15 protein-coding genes are annotated in these 18577 nt (G+C 41.2%); 2 read left to right on the top strand and 13 right to left on the bottom strand.

Annotated elements, in window-relative coordinates:
• Nucleotide 1 precedes the first annotated feature (1 nt).
• Entirely contained in the window at nucleotides 2-1408 is a 1407-nt protein-coding gene (locus tag KEJ24_00075; GenBank protein MBS7646225.1) for an aspartate kinase, read from the top strand.
• A gap of 2 nt (nucleotides 1409-1410) precedes the next feature.
• Here KEJ24_00075 and KEJ24_00070 read toward each other — a convergent pair whose 3' ends face one another.
• The 6 genes from KEJ24_00070 to KEJ24_00045 all read right to left on the bottom strand — a co-directional run bounded on the left by KEJ24_00070 (nucleotide 1411) and on the right by KEJ24_00045 (nucleotide 7255).
• Nucleotides 1411-2040, bottom strand: a complete 630-nt coding sequence (locus KEJ24_00070; GenBank protein MBS7646224.1) for a UPF0280 family protein — start codon at nucleotides 2038-2040, stop codon at nucleotides 1411-1413.
• 52 nt (nucleotides 2041-2092) lie between these two features.
• A complete protein-coding gene (locus KEJ24_00065; protein ID MBS7646223.1) occupies nucleotides 2093-2530 on the bottom strand; it encodes a 4Fe-4S binding protein in 438 nt (145 codons plus the stop codon).
• A gap of 4 nt (nucleotides 2531-2534) precedes the next feature.
• Nucleotides 2535-4031 carry a homocysteine biosynthesis protein gene (locus KEJ24_00060; protein ID MBS7646222.1) on the bottom strand — a complete coding sequence of 499 codons (1497 nt, stop codon included), beginning with the start codon at nucleotides 4029-4031 and terminating at the stop codon, nucleotides 2535-2537.
• A gap of 506 nt (nucleotides 4032-4537) precedes the next feature.
• On the bottom strand, nucleotides 4538-4804 hold the full coding sequence (locus tag KEJ24_00055; protein MBS7646221.1) for a hypothetical protein: 267 nt from the start codon (nucleotides 4802-4804) through the stop codon (nucleotides 4538-4540).
• A gap of 194 nt (nucleotides 4805-4998) precedes the next feature.
• Nucleotides 4999-6114 carry a hypothetical protein gene (locus KEJ24_00050; GenBank protein MBS7646220.1) on the bottom strand — a complete coding sequence of 372 codons (1116 nt, stop codon included), beginning with the start codon at nucleotides 6112-6114 and terminating at the stop codon, nucleotides 4999-5001.
• Nucleotides 6107-7255 carry a hypothetical protein gene (locus KEJ24_00045; GenBank protein MBS7646219.1) on the bottom strand — a complete coding sequence of 383 codons (1149 nt, stop codon included), beginning with the start codon at nucleotides 7253-7255 and terminating at the stop codon, nucleotides 6107-6109. Before KEJ24_00045 ends, KEJ24_00050 begins: the two co-directional genes overlap by 8 nt.
• A gap of 234 nt (nucleotides 7256-7489) precedes the next feature.
• Here KEJ24_00045 and KEJ24_00040 point away from each other — a divergent pair, with 234 nt between their 5' ends.
• Nucleotides 7490-7699, top strand: coding sequence for a hypothetical protein (locus tag KEJ24_00040; GenBank protein ID MBS7646218.1), 210 nt, complete (start codon nucleotides 7490-7492; stop codon nucleotides 7697-7699).
• Between the two features lie 795 nt (nucleotides 7700-8494).
• On the opposite strand, the gene KEJ24_00035 is transcribed toward KEJ24_00040, so the two are convergent.
• The 7 genes from KEJ24_00035 to KEJ24_00005 form a co-directional block, all read right to left on the bottom strand.
• On the bottom strand, nucleotides 8495-9148 hold the full coding sequence (locus KEJ24_00035) for an HAD-IB family phosphatase (protein ID MBS7646217.1): 654 nt from the start codon (nucleotides 9146-9148) through the stop codon (nucleotides 8495-8497).
• A gap of 45 nt (nucleotides 9149-9193) precedes the next feature.
• On the bottom strand, nucleotides 9194-10390 hold the full coding sequence (gene mpgS, locus KEJ24_00030) for a mannosyl-3-phosphoglycerate synthase (protein ID MBS7646216.1): 1197 nt from the start codon (nucleotides 10388-10390) through the stop codon (nucleotides 9194-9196).
• A 109-nt stretch (nucleotides 10391-10499) separates the two neighbouring features.
• A complete protein-coding gene (locus KEJ24_00025) occupies nucleotides 10500-11522 on the bottom strand; it encodes a DUF91 domain-containing protein (protein MBS7646215.1) in 1023 nt (340 codons plus the stop codon).
• Nucleotides 11523-11647: 125 nt separating this feature from the next.
• On the bottom strand, nucleotides 11648-15268 hold the full coding sequence (locus KEJ24_00020; protein MBS7646214.1) for a S8 family serine peptidase: 3621 nt from the start codon (nucleotides 15266-15268) through the stop codon (nucleotides 11648-11650).
• 352 nt (nucleotides 15269-15620) lie between these two features.
• Nucleotides 15621-17297, bottom strand: a complete 1677-nt coding sequence (glgP, locus tag KEJ24_00015) for an alpha-glucan family phosphorylase (GenBank protein ID MBS7646213.1) — start codon at nucleotides 17295-17297, stop codon at nucleotides 15621-15623.
• A 14-nt stretch (nucleotides 17298-17311) separates the two neighbouring features.
• On the bottom strand, nucleotides 17312-18274 hold the full coding sequence (gene pfkA, locus KEJ24_00010; protein MBS7646212.1) for a 6-phosphofructokinase: 963 nt from the start codon (nucleotides 18272-18274) through the stop codon (nucleotides 17312-17314).
• Nucleotides 18275-18300: 26 nt separating this feature from the next.
• A partial coding sequence (locus KEJ24_00005) for a hypothetical protein (GenBank protein MBS7646211.1) occupies nucleotides 18301-18577 on the bottom strand: 277 nt, incomplete at its 5' end.

The raw sequence follows: 18577 nt of genomic DNA, 5'->3' as shown, positions 1-18577 counted from the left end.
GATGAGAATAGTAATGAAGTTTGGAGGAACCTCCGTAGCCACTGGATTAAACATCCACAGAATAGCAAAGCTGATAGCCTCGAACATAAACATGGGACGTCAAGTTGTCGCTGTCGTCTCCGCTCTTGACGGCATAACCGAAAAACTTATTGAAGCTGCTGAACAAGCTGAGAAACGTGACAAAGGCTTTATCCACCAGTTCAAACAGAATCTTTTAGATAGGCATCTAAAGGTTGCCGAGGAAGCCATATCCAATGCTTTCATACTAAAGGAAGTTCAAGTGACGATTGCAGCTACGCTAGAAGAGCTTGAAAAAGTTTTGACTGGAATAGTGTATGTGGGCGAGCTTACGCCAAGATCTAGAGATTACATTCTATCTTTTGGCGAAAGGCTCTCTGCCCCAATAGTATATGGCGCCCTAAAGGATATTGGACTGAACGCATGTTTCCTAACAGGGGCAGAAGCCGGCATAGTCACCGATGACAATTTTGGTGAGGCTAATCCGCTGATGAAGGTTACTCAGCTTCAAGTTAAGGAGCGCTTGGAACCAATTCTACAAAGGGGCATGGTTCCCGTAGTAACCGGTTTCATAGCCGCCACTCAGGATGGTGTTACAACCACTTTGGGCCGCGGAGGCTCAGACTACACCGCCACCATAATAGGCGCTGCCTTAGAAGCTGAAGAGATTTGGATATGGACAGACGTAGACGGACTAATGACTTCCGACCCGAAAATAGTGCCAAACGCGAAAACCTTGCCTGAAATTTCCTTTAAAGAGGCTTTAGAGATGGCTGTTTTCGGGGCCAAGGCTATGCATCCAAGGGCTTTAGAGCCCATCATGGACAGAGATACAATAGTCAGAATAAAGAACATCTTTAACCCCGGGGGTCCTGAAACAATCCTCATTAGAGAAGTAAAGTCTAAACCCGGAACCACTGTTAAGGCAGTAACGTTACTTAAAGATGTTGCATTAATAAACATCAGTGGTGCTGGCATGGTGGGAGCCCCTGGAACGGCAGCCAAAGTCTTTGAAGTTCTCGGTAAAAACAGGATCAACATTCTTATGATTTCACAAGGTGCCTCTGAGGCTAATATATCCCTCATTGTTCGCAGAAATGCTTTAGAAAAGGCTGTTAATGCCTTAGAATTAGCCCTTCTCGGAGGGGGACCTATCAGGGAAATAAACGCTGAAGATGATGTATGCGTGATATCGGTTGTCGGCGCGGGAATGCGGAACACCCCAGGTATAGCTTCTAGAATATTCACGGCGGTCGCGCGTAGAGGCATTAACGTGAGAATGATTGCTCAAGGATCCTCCGAGCTAAATATATCGTTTGTCGTTAAAGAAACAGACGGCCCGGCTGCCGTGCAAGCAATCCACGAAGAATTTAAACTGGGAGAAAATTAAGCTTACCTTATCTTTATTAATTCGGGAATCCGTCCACCCATGCTTATGTAGTTTCTGTAAATCACTATGGCTCCTTTAACTCCGTCTATGCCTAAAGCTTTCTTCACTCCATTCTCAGCCACCTGTCGGTAGTCATCTCCCTTTATTACGTTGCATATAGCCGTTGCAACAGCGTCAGCGAGTCCAGCGTTTATTGCGAATATTGTTACTGCCTCAGCTTGTCCAAAGCTTAATGCGTGACTGAAAAGCCCGGAGCTGGTGGCAACCCCTATTGGAAACTCGGTCAATCTAAAGCCAAAACTCTTCGAGAGGACATGATCCCCCGCAAGTAGAGCAGTGTCGATGGGGGTATTTGAAATCGCTGAGATTTCTCCTCCGTTTTCAACAACCGCTACATTGCATCCCGTTTTAATCATTTCTTCCACCGCTAGATCCGCTAATACTCCCGCAACCGCAGCCATAGGTCCAACGTTCGCCTTCTCCGCAACCTCCGCCATCCGCTTAACCACCTCTGGTCCATCTTCAACGTGAACAGGCTTCAGCGAATAAAGAAAAATAGGGTTGTTTCTCACGTAGGACTCAACAATTCTCCTGTTTTTTATGATTGATGCGATTGCAGCATTCACCGCCATTATTTGATCCGATATAATAGTACACACTGTTTCCTTTAGCTGAAATCTTCTTTTAATTAGATCCCCTTTCTTCATCGCTCAACACTGACAAGTTCAGCTCCTTCGTCAGTTTTATAACTCTGGCTGGACAAGCGTCAACGCATAATCCACAAGGACTGCCTATGCATTTTTCCTTGTCAAAGGATATGGAATAGTCCTCTCCGATGCTTATTGCTCCAACGGGGCATAATGAATAGCATGCTCCACAGTTTAGGCATCTATCCTTGTCAACCTCTATCAGCTTTGGGAATGATACAAAAACTCCTCTTTCTTTAAAGGCATTTACTGCTTTTTCCACATGCTCCTTCGGGACTTCTATTAAGACGTTTCCTCCATGAAAATCTACGTGAGCCGCTATTATGTTAAGGGTTATCCGATGCTGAAGTAACACTTGAGCAATTATAGGCTGGTTCACTATTTTTTCTGGAAATCTCAAGAGAACTCTAACCATTTAGCTACCTCCCTAAAATTTTTGTTACATCCTCTGATGTTACGATTCCCAGCACTTTTCTTTGATGATCTATTACGGGTAAGGCAGATATTTGATATTGAACCATTCTTCTAGCTGCAGCCTCTATTGGTTCTTCCAAACGTGCCGTTATCACCTTCCTAGTTATTATATCTGAGAGTTTGCTTTTGCCATCAGCCACAGCCTTCGTCACGTCCCATGAAGTAACTATGCCTGTTAACTCTCCCTTATCGTTCACGACTACAACATGATTTACAGAGTATTCTATTATTTTTTTGGCAACTTCTTTGATTTCTTCGTCTTCCCGGCAGGTGACAGCCTTCTGCACTATATCTCTAACTAGGAAGGCTTTCTCCCTCTGCTTCATAGGCTTAAACTCTGTATCACCCGGTAATCTTTCAACAGGAGCCGTAAGATAGAAGAGGCCTTCTTCAATCCATTTCTTCAACGTTTCTGCGATTTCCACTGCAGTTTTAAGACTTGACAGTGGGCTTACTTTAACTTTTTTACCGTTTATCGTTATTGTTCCCGATCTCAACTCTTTATAGCTGACGACGCCGAGTTTAGGCCTATCCCTAACCGGCACTCCATAGTCAACTATAGGCACCTTAATATCCTCGTCTCTCACGGCTGTCTTTTTAGCCAGGCCTATGTTAAGTATCGGTATGGGTATCCCGATTCCAACGTACAGCGTTGTTCCATATTTTGTAAAGGCAGCGCCTCTGATGAATTTAGGATTCATTTTTTTACAGTCTCCCCTGACCATGATGGTGCCCAGCTGGTTTTTTGGGTCATGCTGGGTTCCCTCGCCTATTACATAGCCCTGGGTGCCTCCTAGAAATATTCGAGTGCCTATTCCAATGGTTTCATAATCCGGATCATTCATCAGAGGATTTAATTCGCCAGCACCTGAGAAAGTTGCATTGCCGAATCTTGGCAAGAGTTTACCCATGTAAGTGTAGATTGTTTCGTCCCGACTGTTGGTTGCGCAAACGTATCGTTGATAGCAGTTTCTAAAATTAATGAGGTAAAACTGGTTTAAGTCATCCTTAGTTATCGTTGTCCTAAGCTGGGTTCGTGGATAACAGTCTGTGCCGTAAGCCGTTGCTCTAAGCTCAACCTCCTTACCGCTGATTAGATCTTCGATGACATGCCCTCCTCCATATTCAAAAGGTCGAGTTTCAGACATCAACGTGGCTCCTATGTAAAGGTCGACAGCAGCCCCTGGATGGCAAACCGGTACATCATTTATCCACGCATTTTGGATTTTTATCGGCGGGTCTGAATGGCCCAAGTTTATCACTGCCCCTGAAGAACACATGGCACCGAAGGTTCCTGTCGTAACAACGTCAACCTCTTTAAAGGCGACTTCCACGCCGCTACTTTCAACAAGCTTTTTCATTTCTAGGGCTGTCAAAACCTGCACATCGCCCTTTTTAATTTTCTCGTTAATTTCTTCGACTGTCCGTTTCTTTTCCAGCAAAGATCCCTCCGATTTTGTTGATTTGCTATTAAGACGTTATTCCATACTTAATAAGTTATTTGAAAATTTTATTCCAAAAAGAATTCAAACTGAAAGAGAATTTCAAGTTAACACACCACTCAGCCTCAAAACCTCATCAAAAGCAGACACAACACCCATAATAAATTCCCCATGCCAAGTATGGGCGCTTTTTAACTTTGCGTGTGGGGCCGAGGCCGGGCTTTATACCCCTAGTTCTAGTGCCCTTCTTTTCATCTTTAGTTTCATTTTTCATCTAGGGCACCATGCATATTTTTGGTTATATAATAAAAAGTTAAAGTTTTCTCATGATCTTCTGTGGGTTTTATGGGCTTAGTGATTGCAACATGCTGGAACAGCTACGCCTACATAAATAAGAACAGAAAAGCTGGGACAAACATATCGCTAATAAGAGAATCGCATCCAACGCTCACCACGAACATTCCAATTTTAAACACGACAAAGATAATTGATCTATTTCGAGCCTTTCATATCAATAGTCGAAGCGGTATTGTAAGTTTTTCTTTTATTTCACCTAAGTACATTGTTCTAACATGTTTGAAAACAAGTACCGGTTCAGGAATTTTTAATACGTGATACTCTTGAATCCTATATATTCTCTTTTTAACTAACCATAAAATTTTCTCTAAATCTTTCTCTTCAATTTTACCATCTTCAGGCCACATTAGTTTGATAAATAAAGATGAAAGATTTGCGTAGATTCTAATATCTGTTGACGGTTTCAAAAATGCCACGGTATTGCCTATTATTAAGTACGGATGAAGACATCTATATTGGAACCCTTCAACCAGACAGCTGTCTACGTATCGAGAAGTCTTACTAGAAACATAATAAACTCTGTTTGTTTTAATCCCGTTCCTATTTAAATTCTCAACCAAACTCTTTAAAGAGTCTTTATTCCATTCCATAGTTAGTAGAATATCAATCGTTAACCTTTCCCAATCAATTTAGAAATTTTCTCAGAAAGCAAACCAATATCCTTTGCAGGTATCTCGAGAGTGCCTTCATGGATGCTAAACTCAACATCTTGATAAATCTGCACTTCCTCTTCGATTTCAAGACCTTCTTTTGCATATGTGAAAAGAGCGCCAAAAAGTCTACGCGTAGTACTTTCAATACTCGATAAGCATAGGAAACCATCGCTATCAATTATATTCTCAGGTGGACGAAGTTGGATGGGCTTTAGTCCTAATTTAGTCATCACTTCAAGAATGAAGTTCGCTTGAATGCCTGGAAGTTTAATTTTCTCGTATATTGTCCTGTCCATTACATATTGGGTTGCAATACGGTTGCTATCAAAGAATATTTTTAGATTTTTGTACCATGCTTCAAGCATCTTTTCATTTTCTACAAAGATAAATATGGTATTTTCTTTATCGTAGATTTTTTCTCCAAGTTCTCTTGCTGTAATTAACGACTTAGGCCCTTCAACTTTACCAAACCTTCGAAGGAATTGCTTTAATAATTCTATAGGTCCTCTATCCCTAAGATACGTTTGCGTAAAAATTTGAAAATTCTTTCCTTTTGGAACTTTTTCAATAACGTAATTATAGCCGCTTCTTCGCAATTCTTCTAAAACTGATTTTAAATCTCTTTTTTCAGGTGGGTTGATGGACGAAAAACTTACGTCCCAGTCAGATATATCTATAACATGTTTTGAATCTAAATATTGTCTATTAAAATGGAGGATCCCCTCTTCTACAATAACATCCAATTCGTTCCCTAAAACATCACAAAAATTGATGACATCATTCATCGCTTTGATATTATCTCTTTTGGTCCAGATTGATGTGTTTTCACCATAGGGAAAGAATGATACTAAATAATATTTTTCCTCAGGAATCTCTCTAACGCTGAACGCAATGATAGTGTCGTTGAAAATAACGTTTTGCGTTTTTTCTATAAACTTGATGCTCTCTTGGACATTCTCTGATAATTTTATTTCCTTCAAGCTTTCCCATACTCCTTTTCTGACACTCGCTCTCGTCGGAAAAATAGGCAATTCAACTTTTGACACGTATAGACTAGTTTTATAACTACTCATCTCTCTCGCCTTTTCTAATTCTATTCAGAGTATCTTCTTTAAACTTTAGAGCCTTATAAAATAAAACTATCAGTAGTACGATAGAGAAAACTAGGAAAAGGGGTATTCGAGGAAGATCGAAGCTTATAATTCCTATGCCGATTGATGCAGGCGTGTAAACTTCAATAAAAACATGAAGAAGAAGTAGAGTGATTATGCATAATGTCATGAACCAAAGTGGTAATTCGAAGTGCAAAATTTTAACTTTAGATGCATAATCTAGGCTTTTTTCAACTTCATGCTCGATGAAGGGCTCTTTAATTGTCTCTCGAATGTAATTTAACTTTTCTTCATGAGGCAATCGTAACGATTTATAATAACCGCAAAGGAATAGCACAATTGAAGTGGCGAATAGTTTCTGGAGTATTGGATCATCAAGTTGGTGATACTCTTTAATTTTTTCATATACCTCGGCCAATTTTCTAAGGGTATAATAGTGAGCAAACAAAAGCTCAGATTTTAAGTCCGGGAAACGTAAAGCTAAAAGAAAAGAAATTAACAATGTGCTTTCTACAAGAGAGGGCTCTTTTATGTAAAGAAAGGAATTAATAATCTTTTTAATTTCTGTCCGATTAGCTTCCTTTTCTTCTAGTAACCTCAAAGAAGAGAGAACTGTTCCGATTTCAACTTCAGAGCCTAAGTATTTCATGCAAAGTTCGATGGTTTCAGCAGATAAAATCGGGACCTTAAGTATTTCTAACGAAACCAAATGCAAGTAAGTACAATCAACTACAAGGTTTTTAAGCGCTGAAAATGCAGAAGTGCTTTTTGTATTTTCAAATTGTTCAACATACTCTTTGATTTTGTCATTTAATCCCCTAGAAATTTTTCTTAGTCTTAATCTCGATCTTTTATGAAGATATAGCAACGCCAACAAATAAGGTTCGTTTTTTACGTCGACCTCTAAATCGACTTGCTGACTTCGCATAGAAAGACATAAAGCAGCAAAAATTTTAGTCCGGTTTCTATATGAACCTTTTAGAACATCCTCAGCTTTTTTGAAAGATAGGGTTAATAACTCGTGCGGATATCCGAGTTCTTCCTTAAATTCTTTAACATTACCTATCTTTTCGTCGTTCTCGTATGATTTTGTTTCATTCATTATTGTGCCTTCTTTGAGCTCCTTAAGGCGCTTCATTATCACATTTTAAAATTTACAGGTTATTACACTTTACACTAGAGATAGCTATGAAGGCTATTTTAAATATTTTAACCAGTTTTGCCTCATTTATAATTTGATCCTGAAGATAGTTGTCGATACCGTATAGCCAAAGTTTCTGATAGATCGGCAAAAAGGACGTATTGTTTTCAGCCTGTTTTACACATACCTGTTTTGATGAGCGGTGGTTGTGTAGGTGATCCAATTTACACCTATAAAAAGCGCCATTTAATTGCTGGGCTAAGCACATCACCTATTCGTAATGTTCATGGTCGAGGATTAAGACTGTCCCAGCAGTTTTTACGTTGGTCAAGGGGGGCTTTGAAGGATTTTCTGGACGCTGTTAATAGAGACAGACTCTTGCCTAGGGTGAAAGGAGACGTATAGCCACTGAGGTCTTGAATGGTTTTTGTTGTTTGGATTCAAAGTCTTGGCTATGTGCCAAAGACTATTAGAGTTTACGTGAATCTTCCACCAGTCAACCGGTAAGTAAGAAGCATCCTTTGAACTTTAGCGGAGATGGGCGAGTTTATAACCGCCATGGACAGGCCAATGTATAGGAGTATTGCGCCTCTATCCTTCAAAGCGGCCTAAGCCTATCCGACCTCCTAGCCTTAACATACCGCGACATTAAAGAGGAATTTGAAAAAGGAATAACGCCATTTCGTCTTGACTTAGCTAGGAGGAAAATAGGGTCCGTTTCGTCACATTCTTTGGTGCTTGGGCTGTCAAACTCCTTAAAGAGCATTTGTCAAGCCAAAGGCTCGAGAATGCATCGCCGATCTACAACGTGACCGCAAGACCGCCCAGAAATACGCAGGTGCGTTTGAAGGCAGAAATCCCTACAGTCCCCACTCGTTGAGGGCGGCCTTCCGCACGTTCCTAAGCGACCATAAAGTGGATCCGCTATACATAGAATATTGGATGGGCCATAAGCTGCCGGAACAGCTACGCGCCTACATAAACAAAAGCAGAGAAAGCTGGAGACAAACATACCAACAACAAGCAGAACCACACCTAACACCACCACAATAACAAAAACAACATTTAGCTGCAACTAATGGAAGATAATGCTAAAGTGATCGTTTTTACGCGCTCTAAAGTCGCTTTAAATTCAGCATTAACAAGCTGGTCGAACCTAACTCAAAAAGCAAATTTAAAAAATAATCGATAAGGCTGCGCTCAAAGCCTTAAAGTTGGGGAGGGCTCCTTGGGGGTGTTTAAATAACCTAATATCAGCTGAAGGTCTTTGCCGTGTATTATATAATTTACATTCGTTGGCATATTGTTGTCTTTGGGGTTGAATAGCATTCCGATTCCGGCGCTTTCTAACATGCAAAGGTCAGCGATGGAATCGCCTACTGCAACGGTTTTAGATAGATCCAAGTTGTATTCCTTTGCGAGACGGATTAAGTGGTAACGTTTACAAACTGATTGCTTGCAATGGCAGCCTATTTTTTCCCAGCCCATGGGCATTTCTAAAAAGCCTGTTATGACATTGTTCTTCACTTTTAGCATGTTTGCTACGTGGAAATCCATTTTTAGCCTACGAGCAACAATCTCCGTTGCTAGTGTGTAGCTGTCGCTTATTATCCCAACTTTGTAGTTTTTGTCTTTCAACTGTTTAACGGTTTTCGATGCACCCTTCATAAGGGGTATCGCTTTAACTATTTCAGTAAACTCGGAAACAGTCAAGCCTCTGAGGAGCTTTGCAATCTTTCGTGATCTCTCGTATGGAATCTTTGAGGACTTGGCGATTTTTTCGATTTCAGATGTGAATCCAAGCTTGTGGCCTATGGTGTAAATGACTCTTCCATCAAGGAGGGTTCCATCCATGTCAAAAGCTACAAGCCCTGATATGGCTTTCTAAACCTCCAGTCGCTATTTCAACTCTATTAATGTTTGGGAATTTTTCTGTACTTCGACAGCAAATTTATTCATGTCTAACTCGCAGGGAGGCCTAATCTTTGCTGGGCATGGAATTTCTTCTTCCTTAACTTTGAAGCCATGTCTTGTGCAGATGGAAACAATATTGTCTTTCAACTGTGGTGGGCAGATTTGGGAGTGATATATGGCGCCTATGGATGAAAGAAGCATTTCTTTGATGTGGCTTTCTCCCTTTTCTTCGTGCAAATGGGGATTTCGGCTCTCTATTTGAAAAACATCAACCCCTAAAGATGCAGCTTGGGAGGTAGCTTGAGAAGGGGCGGGGATTACTCCTCCAAACTGTTCCATGAGGTTAACTATCTCATATGTTTCAGCAGCAAATCCAGACGCGTAATACAGGAGTTCAGCTAACTTTATGCTCATGGCATGCTCGCCTGAGTTAGCGGTCTTTATAACATCTGTCTCGAAGCCAGTGTAACTTGACATCAATAAATTAAGGCACTCATTAGAAACCGCCGAAACCCTTCCAAATTTGGCGAAGAACAGTCCATTCTCTGTAATTTTGGGCTTGTGAACCCATGAAACTCTTACCATGGAAAATGGGCTTTCGGCTTGGCTGAAGCCAGCTGCATAAATCTCAACGTACTCGTGGACAGCGCCCGGCAAATAATTATCGGCATCTATGAAACCAACATATTCTTTACCAAGCATCTTTGCCAGAAGTACGCCTATCACCATGGCTTCAGCCTTACCGCTTCTAATAGACCCAGTTTTGTTAAGGATAGAATCAAAACCAGCGCTTCTGAAAGTTTCCGATAGTCCTGGATCCTGTTGGTGTATTATGAGGATCTCGTCGCCCACGAAGTGATTAAACCGTTTAAGTAGTTGCACTTCCATCATAAACCTGTCAACGGGAGATCTTCTGCTACCCGAAACCACGATCACATGGCAATCGTGGGGGATTCCACTTAGAACACCTTCCAAAAGTCTAAGCCTCTCGTCTTTGACGGGAACCACTATCGCCATTTTCTGATTAATCTTCTCTATATCCTCACTTGATATAGTTGCCACAGCCTCTCTAGCCTTAGTGGGAAATTTCCTCATACCAGAATCCAGCTCGTAAACTCTCTGCACATCATAAAATCGAACAGAGCCAAAATGCTCCATACGCCTAGCTAATTCCAAGATCATGAGGAATATTGTGTTCAAAATAATTTAAAAACGTTTTAGATTAATTGCTATATGCCTTTTTCTGATTATTTTTTCTGTTAACAGCGACTAGCAGAGGTGGTGCGCGTTTTTAAGCCATAACTTTTGTTTTTAATTCTCGCAATTTGTTTAGGAATCTTTCGATCTCTTCTTTATTTTTGAAGAAGCCTTCATATCCTGTATACTCTGGTGGGGCGTTTTTGTAGAATTTCCATTCTCTTTTGTTTTGAGGCAGTATGTTTTCAGCTTCAGCCTCGGGTATATTAAAGTATCTTGCAAATCTCTTCAGGTATACTTGGAATTTTAATCCATCTTGCTGGCTGCTTTGACCTGGCACTATGCTAAATATTGTGTTCATTCTTCCATTTTGTCGTCCAATAAAAGCTACTGAACTTAAGGTTGTCCCCCAATCGTCAAACAGCAACTCAAGACCCTTAACTAAGATGGAATACAGTTCACCAACACCATTTTCTTGGGCTATCTTTCTTAACTCCTCCTCTGTTAGATAGTACCTCCTTTTTGTTTTCCGTACTTCTTCAGCACTTTTCGGAATTAACATAGCTCTTGCTACGAACTCCTGTTCGCCTTTCTTAAAGTAATTGAATGTCACGGCGTTGATTCGAATTCCATATTCAGAAAGATAGCGGATTACCCTTTCCCCTTGATCGTCTAAATCCGAAGCCACTATAAGCATTTCATGGGACTCATTTAAAACATCTGGAAGCTGTTCCTCAAATTTCCTTTCAAAAGCCTCTTCAAAAGTAATTCCCTCCTTATCTTTAAGATAATTATTTGCAATGTCAACAATTTCATCATAGGATAAGTCGTCAACCCATGACGCGTATTCCAGAATTTGGGCGATCACTTCCCGCGGAGCCTTATCCCTCTTTAACTCTACTATGACCAAATCGCCGTTTCGTTTGATACATAAAAGATCAATGTATTTCTCAAAAGCCGTCTTTACTTGCCGGCCGATAACAAGCAAATCATCAGATATTATTGAAATGTCATTCTCAAGCCATTCCTCCAAACGCTCCTCAAAACTGAGCCTATCCCTCGGAATCTCCACCAATCCCCTATCCTTCACTTCCCATAACCGAATTTCCTGAGGCATAATTACAACTAAAATACCTACTACAGATAAAAATTTTCATCAACTAATCTTTTCTGTTAACGATGACTAACAGTATTTCCTTTTATTACAGGGAAGCGAGGTTTGCTTGTTTATAAAATGGTGGTTCATTTACGGTTTTTACTGAAGGTTATGGCTATAAATGAAAGAGCTATGAAAATCGGTAGGTATAGTGCCATGGGGAATTCTGGGATTACTGATGTTCCGACGATTTTTATTGTCTTTTCGCTGTGGTTGTAGGTGAATTTGATGAATGTGTGGGTGCTGTTGCTTGTTATTGTGGGCGTTATTGGAGTGTCGTTGACAAATACCGTGTATGGTCCTCCTAGAAGCCTGTTTGGAATCGACACATTGCAGAAGCCTGTTGTTCCATCAATGCCGGCAACCTTGAAGCTTATTTGCATATGTTCGAGGCTAAAGTTGAAGTCTGAAACAGTGGAATTTGTTGTAACGGCAACAGGATAGGTTTCTCCATCTACAATCACGTCGAAAACGACTGTTGCTTCACCGTAACCTTCAAGTCTTCTCATGCTTATGCTTGATTCAAAAGCCTGCGCTGCCCCAACGCTTTCAAACCATGTTACGGTTTCATAGCCCTCCTTTGATATTTTGATTACATATTCTCCGGGCAGCAGTCCATCGATCATAAAGTATCCGGTGCCGTTGCTGTAGCTGTAAACGTAGATTGGACCTTCTGCTTCTATAGTGGCGTTCGCTATTGAAAATCCTGTTGCAAAGTCTGTTAAGTATCCAAACACTGAAGCCCTAGTGGACATATTAAGGAACGGCATGTAAACTACCCTTTCCAAGCTGAAGTCATCGTAGAAATCCCATATCTTCTGGCTTATTTCGTTAGCACTTAGAGTCCCCCAATAATTATAAGTTGCATTGTACTTTCGATCCCCGGTATTCAATATTTCAAGGTCATAGTACGCATTAGAGTGAATGTCGTTAAAGAAGATTGTTGGGATGTGTTCAGGGACATCCGATGCAGCCCCTCTATAAACTACGATGCCATAAGCATTTCGTGTAATGTAGTTTTGCGTTATCAAAGGTGTTGTATCTCCACCAAAAGTTGTTCCAGGTATTGACATGAATATTCCTGCTCCGCTGTTGTAAGCTATGTGATTTCTGGTTATGGGCATAGGTGGAAAATTATACCAGCAAATTCGTAAGCCATCTCCACCGTTAGATCTTATGGTGTTTCCAGCTATTTCAAGCACACCACTTATCCCATAAACCCAAAATACAATTCCATTACCATCGTTTGAAACAATAGTATTATTCACTATGCGAATTTCATTGAATGATAATCCCCCGCCAGATCCTATTTTTATTGCGTCACCGTAATTCTCTACTATCTTATTGTTAACTATGTAAAACGAGACGGTAGCGACAGGTATATTGATCACCTCCATGGATATGGCTTTGCCATTTTTCGTAAAGACGGAGTTTTCAATTGATATGTTTACGTTTACAAGCCGGCATGGCGTGGATGGAGCATAGAATCCATATTGAGCCTTGGTGATTATACAGTTTTTAATAGTTATGCTAGCGTTTTCTGCGACATCTCGAAGTTGAATTCCAGTACCGTTAAAGATTATTGGTTCAGACGGCGTTCCGGTTGCGTTAAGTTTGGCGTTTGAATTAACCCATATTCTATAACCGTTTGCCTTTATCTCAACCCCTGGCTCTATGGTTAATGATGCAAACTCGTCAATAATTAGGTGTCCTGTTAGATTATAGGGGCTGCCGTATTTTGTCCATGTGGTGTTTTCGCTTATTACTCCGCTTACCGGTGTAACCTTCAATATGTGAATTAATTTTTGGGTTGCAAATTCAGTTTCATTCCATATACTGATATAGTGTATGCCCGCGCTTGCATCTAGCGGAATAGTTATTGACGTTTTGAATATCCCACTAGAATCTGTTGAAACGTCAGCAGCAAGGATTGTTGTGTTATCCCATTTTACTGTTACAGAACCATTGGGGTCATAGTATTCTCCCCTCGCCCATATTGTTACTCCCGGTCTTCCGAAGTCAATCGTTGTCTGGAAAAGTTCCGACGCTGAAAATGCAAGAGTTGGTCTGAGGATTTCGTAAACATGCTGCGTTATGAAGTTTTCTGACCTCCAAACGCTTACATAGTGAATGCCCCATGTTGAACGTGGAATTGTAACGTTCACCGCAAAGACTCTATTTTCATCTACTTGAACGTTCTCGGCAAGAATCGTTGTATTATCCCATTTTAAAGTAAGCAGTGAATTCGGCGTAAACCACGTTCCCCTCACCAGAACGTAAGGCTCTGGGCTTCTTTGTCCATAGGCTCTTGCTTCTGCGAATGTTGGCACACCGTTAATAAACTTCCACGTGTTTATCGTCAAAGTTGGCTTAGGCCCTTGTAAGGCTTCGAATACATTCGCGATTCCATAGCCGTAGTCATTGTTTATGCCACCTCCTTTTTGAACAGTTCGGGTCAGTAAAGCCGCCTTAACTTTTTCCGGAGGCCAGTCTGGGTGAGCTTGTCTTAGTAGGGCTGCAGCTCCGGCTATCATGGGTGCTGCTGCTGATGTTCCACTCACGGATCGGTAAATTTGCCATTGCATCTCCGGATATTTTAGGTATGGTAGCGAACCCGCTGTTACGGCTACACCCACGGCACATATGTCTGGCTTAAACCTATCGTCTAGTGTTGGCCCTCTGCTAGAGAAGCTCGCTATATCTGAGGATCTGTCAACTGCTCCAACAGCTATGACTTTTTCCGCTGCAGCTGGAGAGCCAACCGTGTATGGTCTTGGTCCGAAGTTGCCAGCCGCAACCACAACTACTATTCCTTCATCAACAAGATAGTTGCAGGCCAAGCTTAGGGCGTCCTTGCCGTCTGATGGACCTATGGAGCCTAGGCTTAGATTAGTAACCGTAATATTGTATGTGTTTCTTTTCGCTGCAACCCATTCAAGTCCCATAATTATTGTGCTTGTGTAGCCTCTGCCCTTAGCATCTAACACTTTAACGGCAACTATGTTAGCCATGTAAGCAACGCCCTTATATGTCCCGTTAGAACCAGCGCCGGCTCCGGCCGCTATGCTAGCAACCATAGTGCCATGTCCATTATCGTCGTATGGCGTTGGATTGCTATTAATGAAGTCAACCCACCCGACAATTTTGCCTTGAAAGTCTGGGTGTTCAGGCCAAATACCCGTATCCAAAATTGCTATTGTCTGGCTTTCGCCATGAAAGCCATAATCAGTCCAAACCCTATCCGCGTTAATCACTGGCACAGCAGTATCCAAAGTGATCTGAACTTGAGTATCCGGTTCAATACGCAAAACACTCGAAAGCTTTGCTATTTGAGAAACAGCTTCAGCTGGCACATCTACAACAATTGCGCTCACTAAGGTATACCTATATTTAACATTCACAGTGGGGAAGAGGCTGTTTAACTCGCTGATAAAATTGCTGAAGCCTCCTTCCTTGCGATACTGTATTAGAACTCGAATAATCTGCGAAGGCTTCTCCTGGATTTCCCGTTCCAGAGAATCAACAATCTTATTGCCATTGGCATCTAGAAGCAAGACAGCTCCAGAATGGCTCAAGTCCTCTGCGTCACTCACTAATTTTGATACATTGGGAATATTCTTTAACCCGAGTAAAACTTGGCTGCAAACAGCTAACATTAGAAAGACTACCACAAACGAACAAAAGGCCCGCTTGAACTTTTTCCTCATTTAAACTCCTTCCAAAAGTTATTGATTTTTGCTTCCAAAGTCAAATTTTAAAATTATGAAACAACAATCAGAATTAGCAATCTAAGCCGTAAAACGAACAAACCTAAAACAATCGCCACCCAAATTTCCGTTAGGAGACACTAACAGAAAGCCGTTTAGCTTTAAAACTGGGTTGAGGAAGTTTTTCTTTGGTATTTGCAAAGAATAAGATAAGCAACTCAATGGAATTAATGTAGTATAGGGCGCGCTCGATAGAGCACACTCCTAAAAGCATAATTCTTTCAGCGATGTTGTTTTCTGTCCCCTCCACTGTTAAAGAGTCAAAAAAGGTACTTGAAAATGAAAAGCGTTTTTACAAATATGCCTCGGTCACGTATCTGTGCATCATTCGGTGGCTGTTGAAGTGGCTTGCGATTTTTCCTATTGAGTTTTTCATCATTCTTATCCATTCTCCTCTACGTTGGTAATACAATGGAATAATTACATACTCCAATTTTCCATAAAGATCCTCAAGCTCTTTGGTTTTCCGCTCTTCCATCGGCATGTATTCTTCGGGAGCCGGCCCTATCGCCCATCCGGTAACGCCTTCTATCCATCCTTCGATCCACCATCCATCTAGTACGCTGAAGTTTATTACTCCGTTGTGGGCTGCTTTCATTCCGCTCGTTCCTGATGCTTCCATGGGCGGCAGAGGTGTGTTTAGCCAAACGTCAACTCCTGATACTAGTTTGGCTGCAAGGTGCATATCATAATTTTCCAGATAAGCGATTTTGATGGTATCTTTTAAAATTTCTTTATAGTCAAATATTTGTTTAATCAGCATTTTTCCAGCATAATCTTTGGGATGTGCTTTCCCAGCGAAAATTAGCTGAATCCTGCCTCTTCTAGTGACTTTCTTTAACTTTTCTAGATCTGAAAACAATAAAGTATGCCTTTTATATTCTGTGGCTCTTCGTGCAAATCCTATTGTTAACGTGTCATAATCCATGCCAGCGTTTGTCGCTGAATTAACATAATTGATTAGATTCTTTTTCGCTTCAAGGTGAGCTTGCCAAATTTCATCGTCAGGAATAATGTCTACCCTCACAAGCAGTTCTGGTTCATGTGCCCATCCTGGAAGATACTTGTCATATAATCGCTTGAAGCTTTCACAAGTCCAAGTGTAAGAGTGAATCCCGTTTGTTATTGCATGAATTTCATAGCTTGGAAACATTTCTTTGGAAACCATTTTATGCCTTTTCGCTACACCGTTGATGTAATTGCTTAGATTTAATGCAAGAAGAGTCATGTTTAATCTGTCATGCCCACCCAAACTTCGCAAAACGCTAAACGGAATAAATTCTCCCAAAACCTCTTGGACAAGGTTGTATGAAAATTTGTCATGCCCAGCTTCAACGGGTGTGTGCGTAGTAAAGATACACATATTCCTGACCTTATCGACGTTCATTTCATGCTTCCGTAAGAGTTCGAGTGCCAAGAAACTGGAGTGCCCCTCGTTCATGTGGTATTTGCGGACGTCGATTCGTAGTTTCTCTAGCATCCTAACACCGCCTATTCCTAAAACAATCTCTTGTTTAATGCGGTATCTCTCATCACCACCATATAGAAATGAAGTAATTTCTCTGTCTTCGGGACTGTTTCCCTCCACATCAGTATCGAGGAAATATACTGGGATGGATCCACCTATTGGACTTTTTACAGTGTATAGCCAAGCCTTAATGTGGACATTTCTGCCTTCAATTTGAACGGTAACTTCCTCAGGTAATTGTTGCATAAATCGCGAGGGATCCCATGGTTCTGGATGTTCTATCTGTCTTCCATCGCATGTTAGCTCTTGTCGAAAGTATCCCTTTTTACTTATCAGCGTAACTGCAACTAAGGGAATGTTCAGATCCGCGCTTGACCGTATAGTGTCGCCTGCAAGAACCCCTAAGCCTCCGCTGTAGGTATGGATATCATTAGATAAGGCGATCTCCATAGAAAAGTAAGCAATTCTCTGTTTTAGCAGACTTCCTCCCATTTGAGTCATTTTCCTTCACATCTTTAAAATGATAGAATTTCAGCTAAACGATACAACTTTTCATCTATTTCCTTTGTCTTCTGCCAAGAGTATTCCAAATCTACTGAAATTATTTTTCCTCCTTTAATGCCAACCATCCTCTTCTTAGTTCCCCTCAATAGAAGCTCCACAGCATAAGCTCCAAACTGATTAGCGAGAACCCTACTTTGCGCTGTGGGCGGCCCGCCCCTTAATGCGTGGCCGAGAACCGTCAAACGGACATCATATCTTGTTCGCTCCTTTATTTCTTTAACAATTTGTGAAGAATCCCCTGCACCTTCAGCCATAACGATTATTTCTGAAGTTTTTCCTTTTTTGCGCCCTTGTTTTAGCTTTTTACAGATGGCTTCTATGTCAAATTTTATTTCCGGAATGAGAATAAATTCAGCTCCTTCGGCAAATCCAACTGCAAGGGCGAGGAATCCTCTTTTTCGTCCCATGACTTCGACAAGGAACACTCTTTCATGAGAGGTTGCGGTGTCACGGATTCTGTCAATGGTGAACAAAGCGGTGTTGACGGCTGTGTCAAAGCCTATGGTGGTATCGGTGCCAGCGACGTCGTTATCAATGGTTGCAGGAACTCCCACCACTGGTATCCCGCTGGCTTTGTAGATTTCGCTTGCTCCTCTAAAGGAACCGTCTCCCCCGATTACTATGAGACCGTCAATTTTGTTAGATTTTAAAGTGTCAGCAGCTTTTCTAATTCCTTCTTCTGTTTTTATTTTTTCGCATCGTGCAGTCTTCAGCATTGTTCCTCCGAGGTTAATTATCCCGCTCACGGAACGCGCATCCAAAGAACGGATCTTTCCTTTAATAAGTCCAGCATAACCTCGCTCTACTCCTACTACCTTCAGTCCATGGAATATGGCAGTTCTAACAATAGAGCGGATCGCTGCATTCATCCCTGGAGCGTCGCCGCCCGCTGTTATAACACCAATTTTTTCCATATAGAGCCGTCCTATTGGCAATTAGCCTATAGTCCTAAAATTTCTTCTTTTACGGCTTTATGGCTTTGGATTATTGGAGCAGCAGTGTTCACAATGTAGATTTCAAGAGAATTAAATAACTCTTTGAAAAACTGTTTTCTTAAATTTGTCTTTCGTTCGTCTTTCACAAGCATGTGGGGATTGCAAAAGTCAACAGATTCTATGTAGCGGGAGGCTTCTTCCGGTGAAAGCTTGTTTAGAACTGACTTGTCTTCCGGGTTCCGTTTTAATAATATCGCCTTTTTCAAAGTTGTCATGGGTAAA

This window comes from Candidatus Bathyarchaeota archaeon (assembly GCA_018396705.1).
GTDB lineage: Archaea > Thermoproteota > Bathyarchaeia > Bathyarchaeales > Bathycorpusculaceae > DRVP01.
Note: the sequence above shows the minus strand (reverse complement) of the source record. Positions and strands in the feature narration are given on the sequence as shown.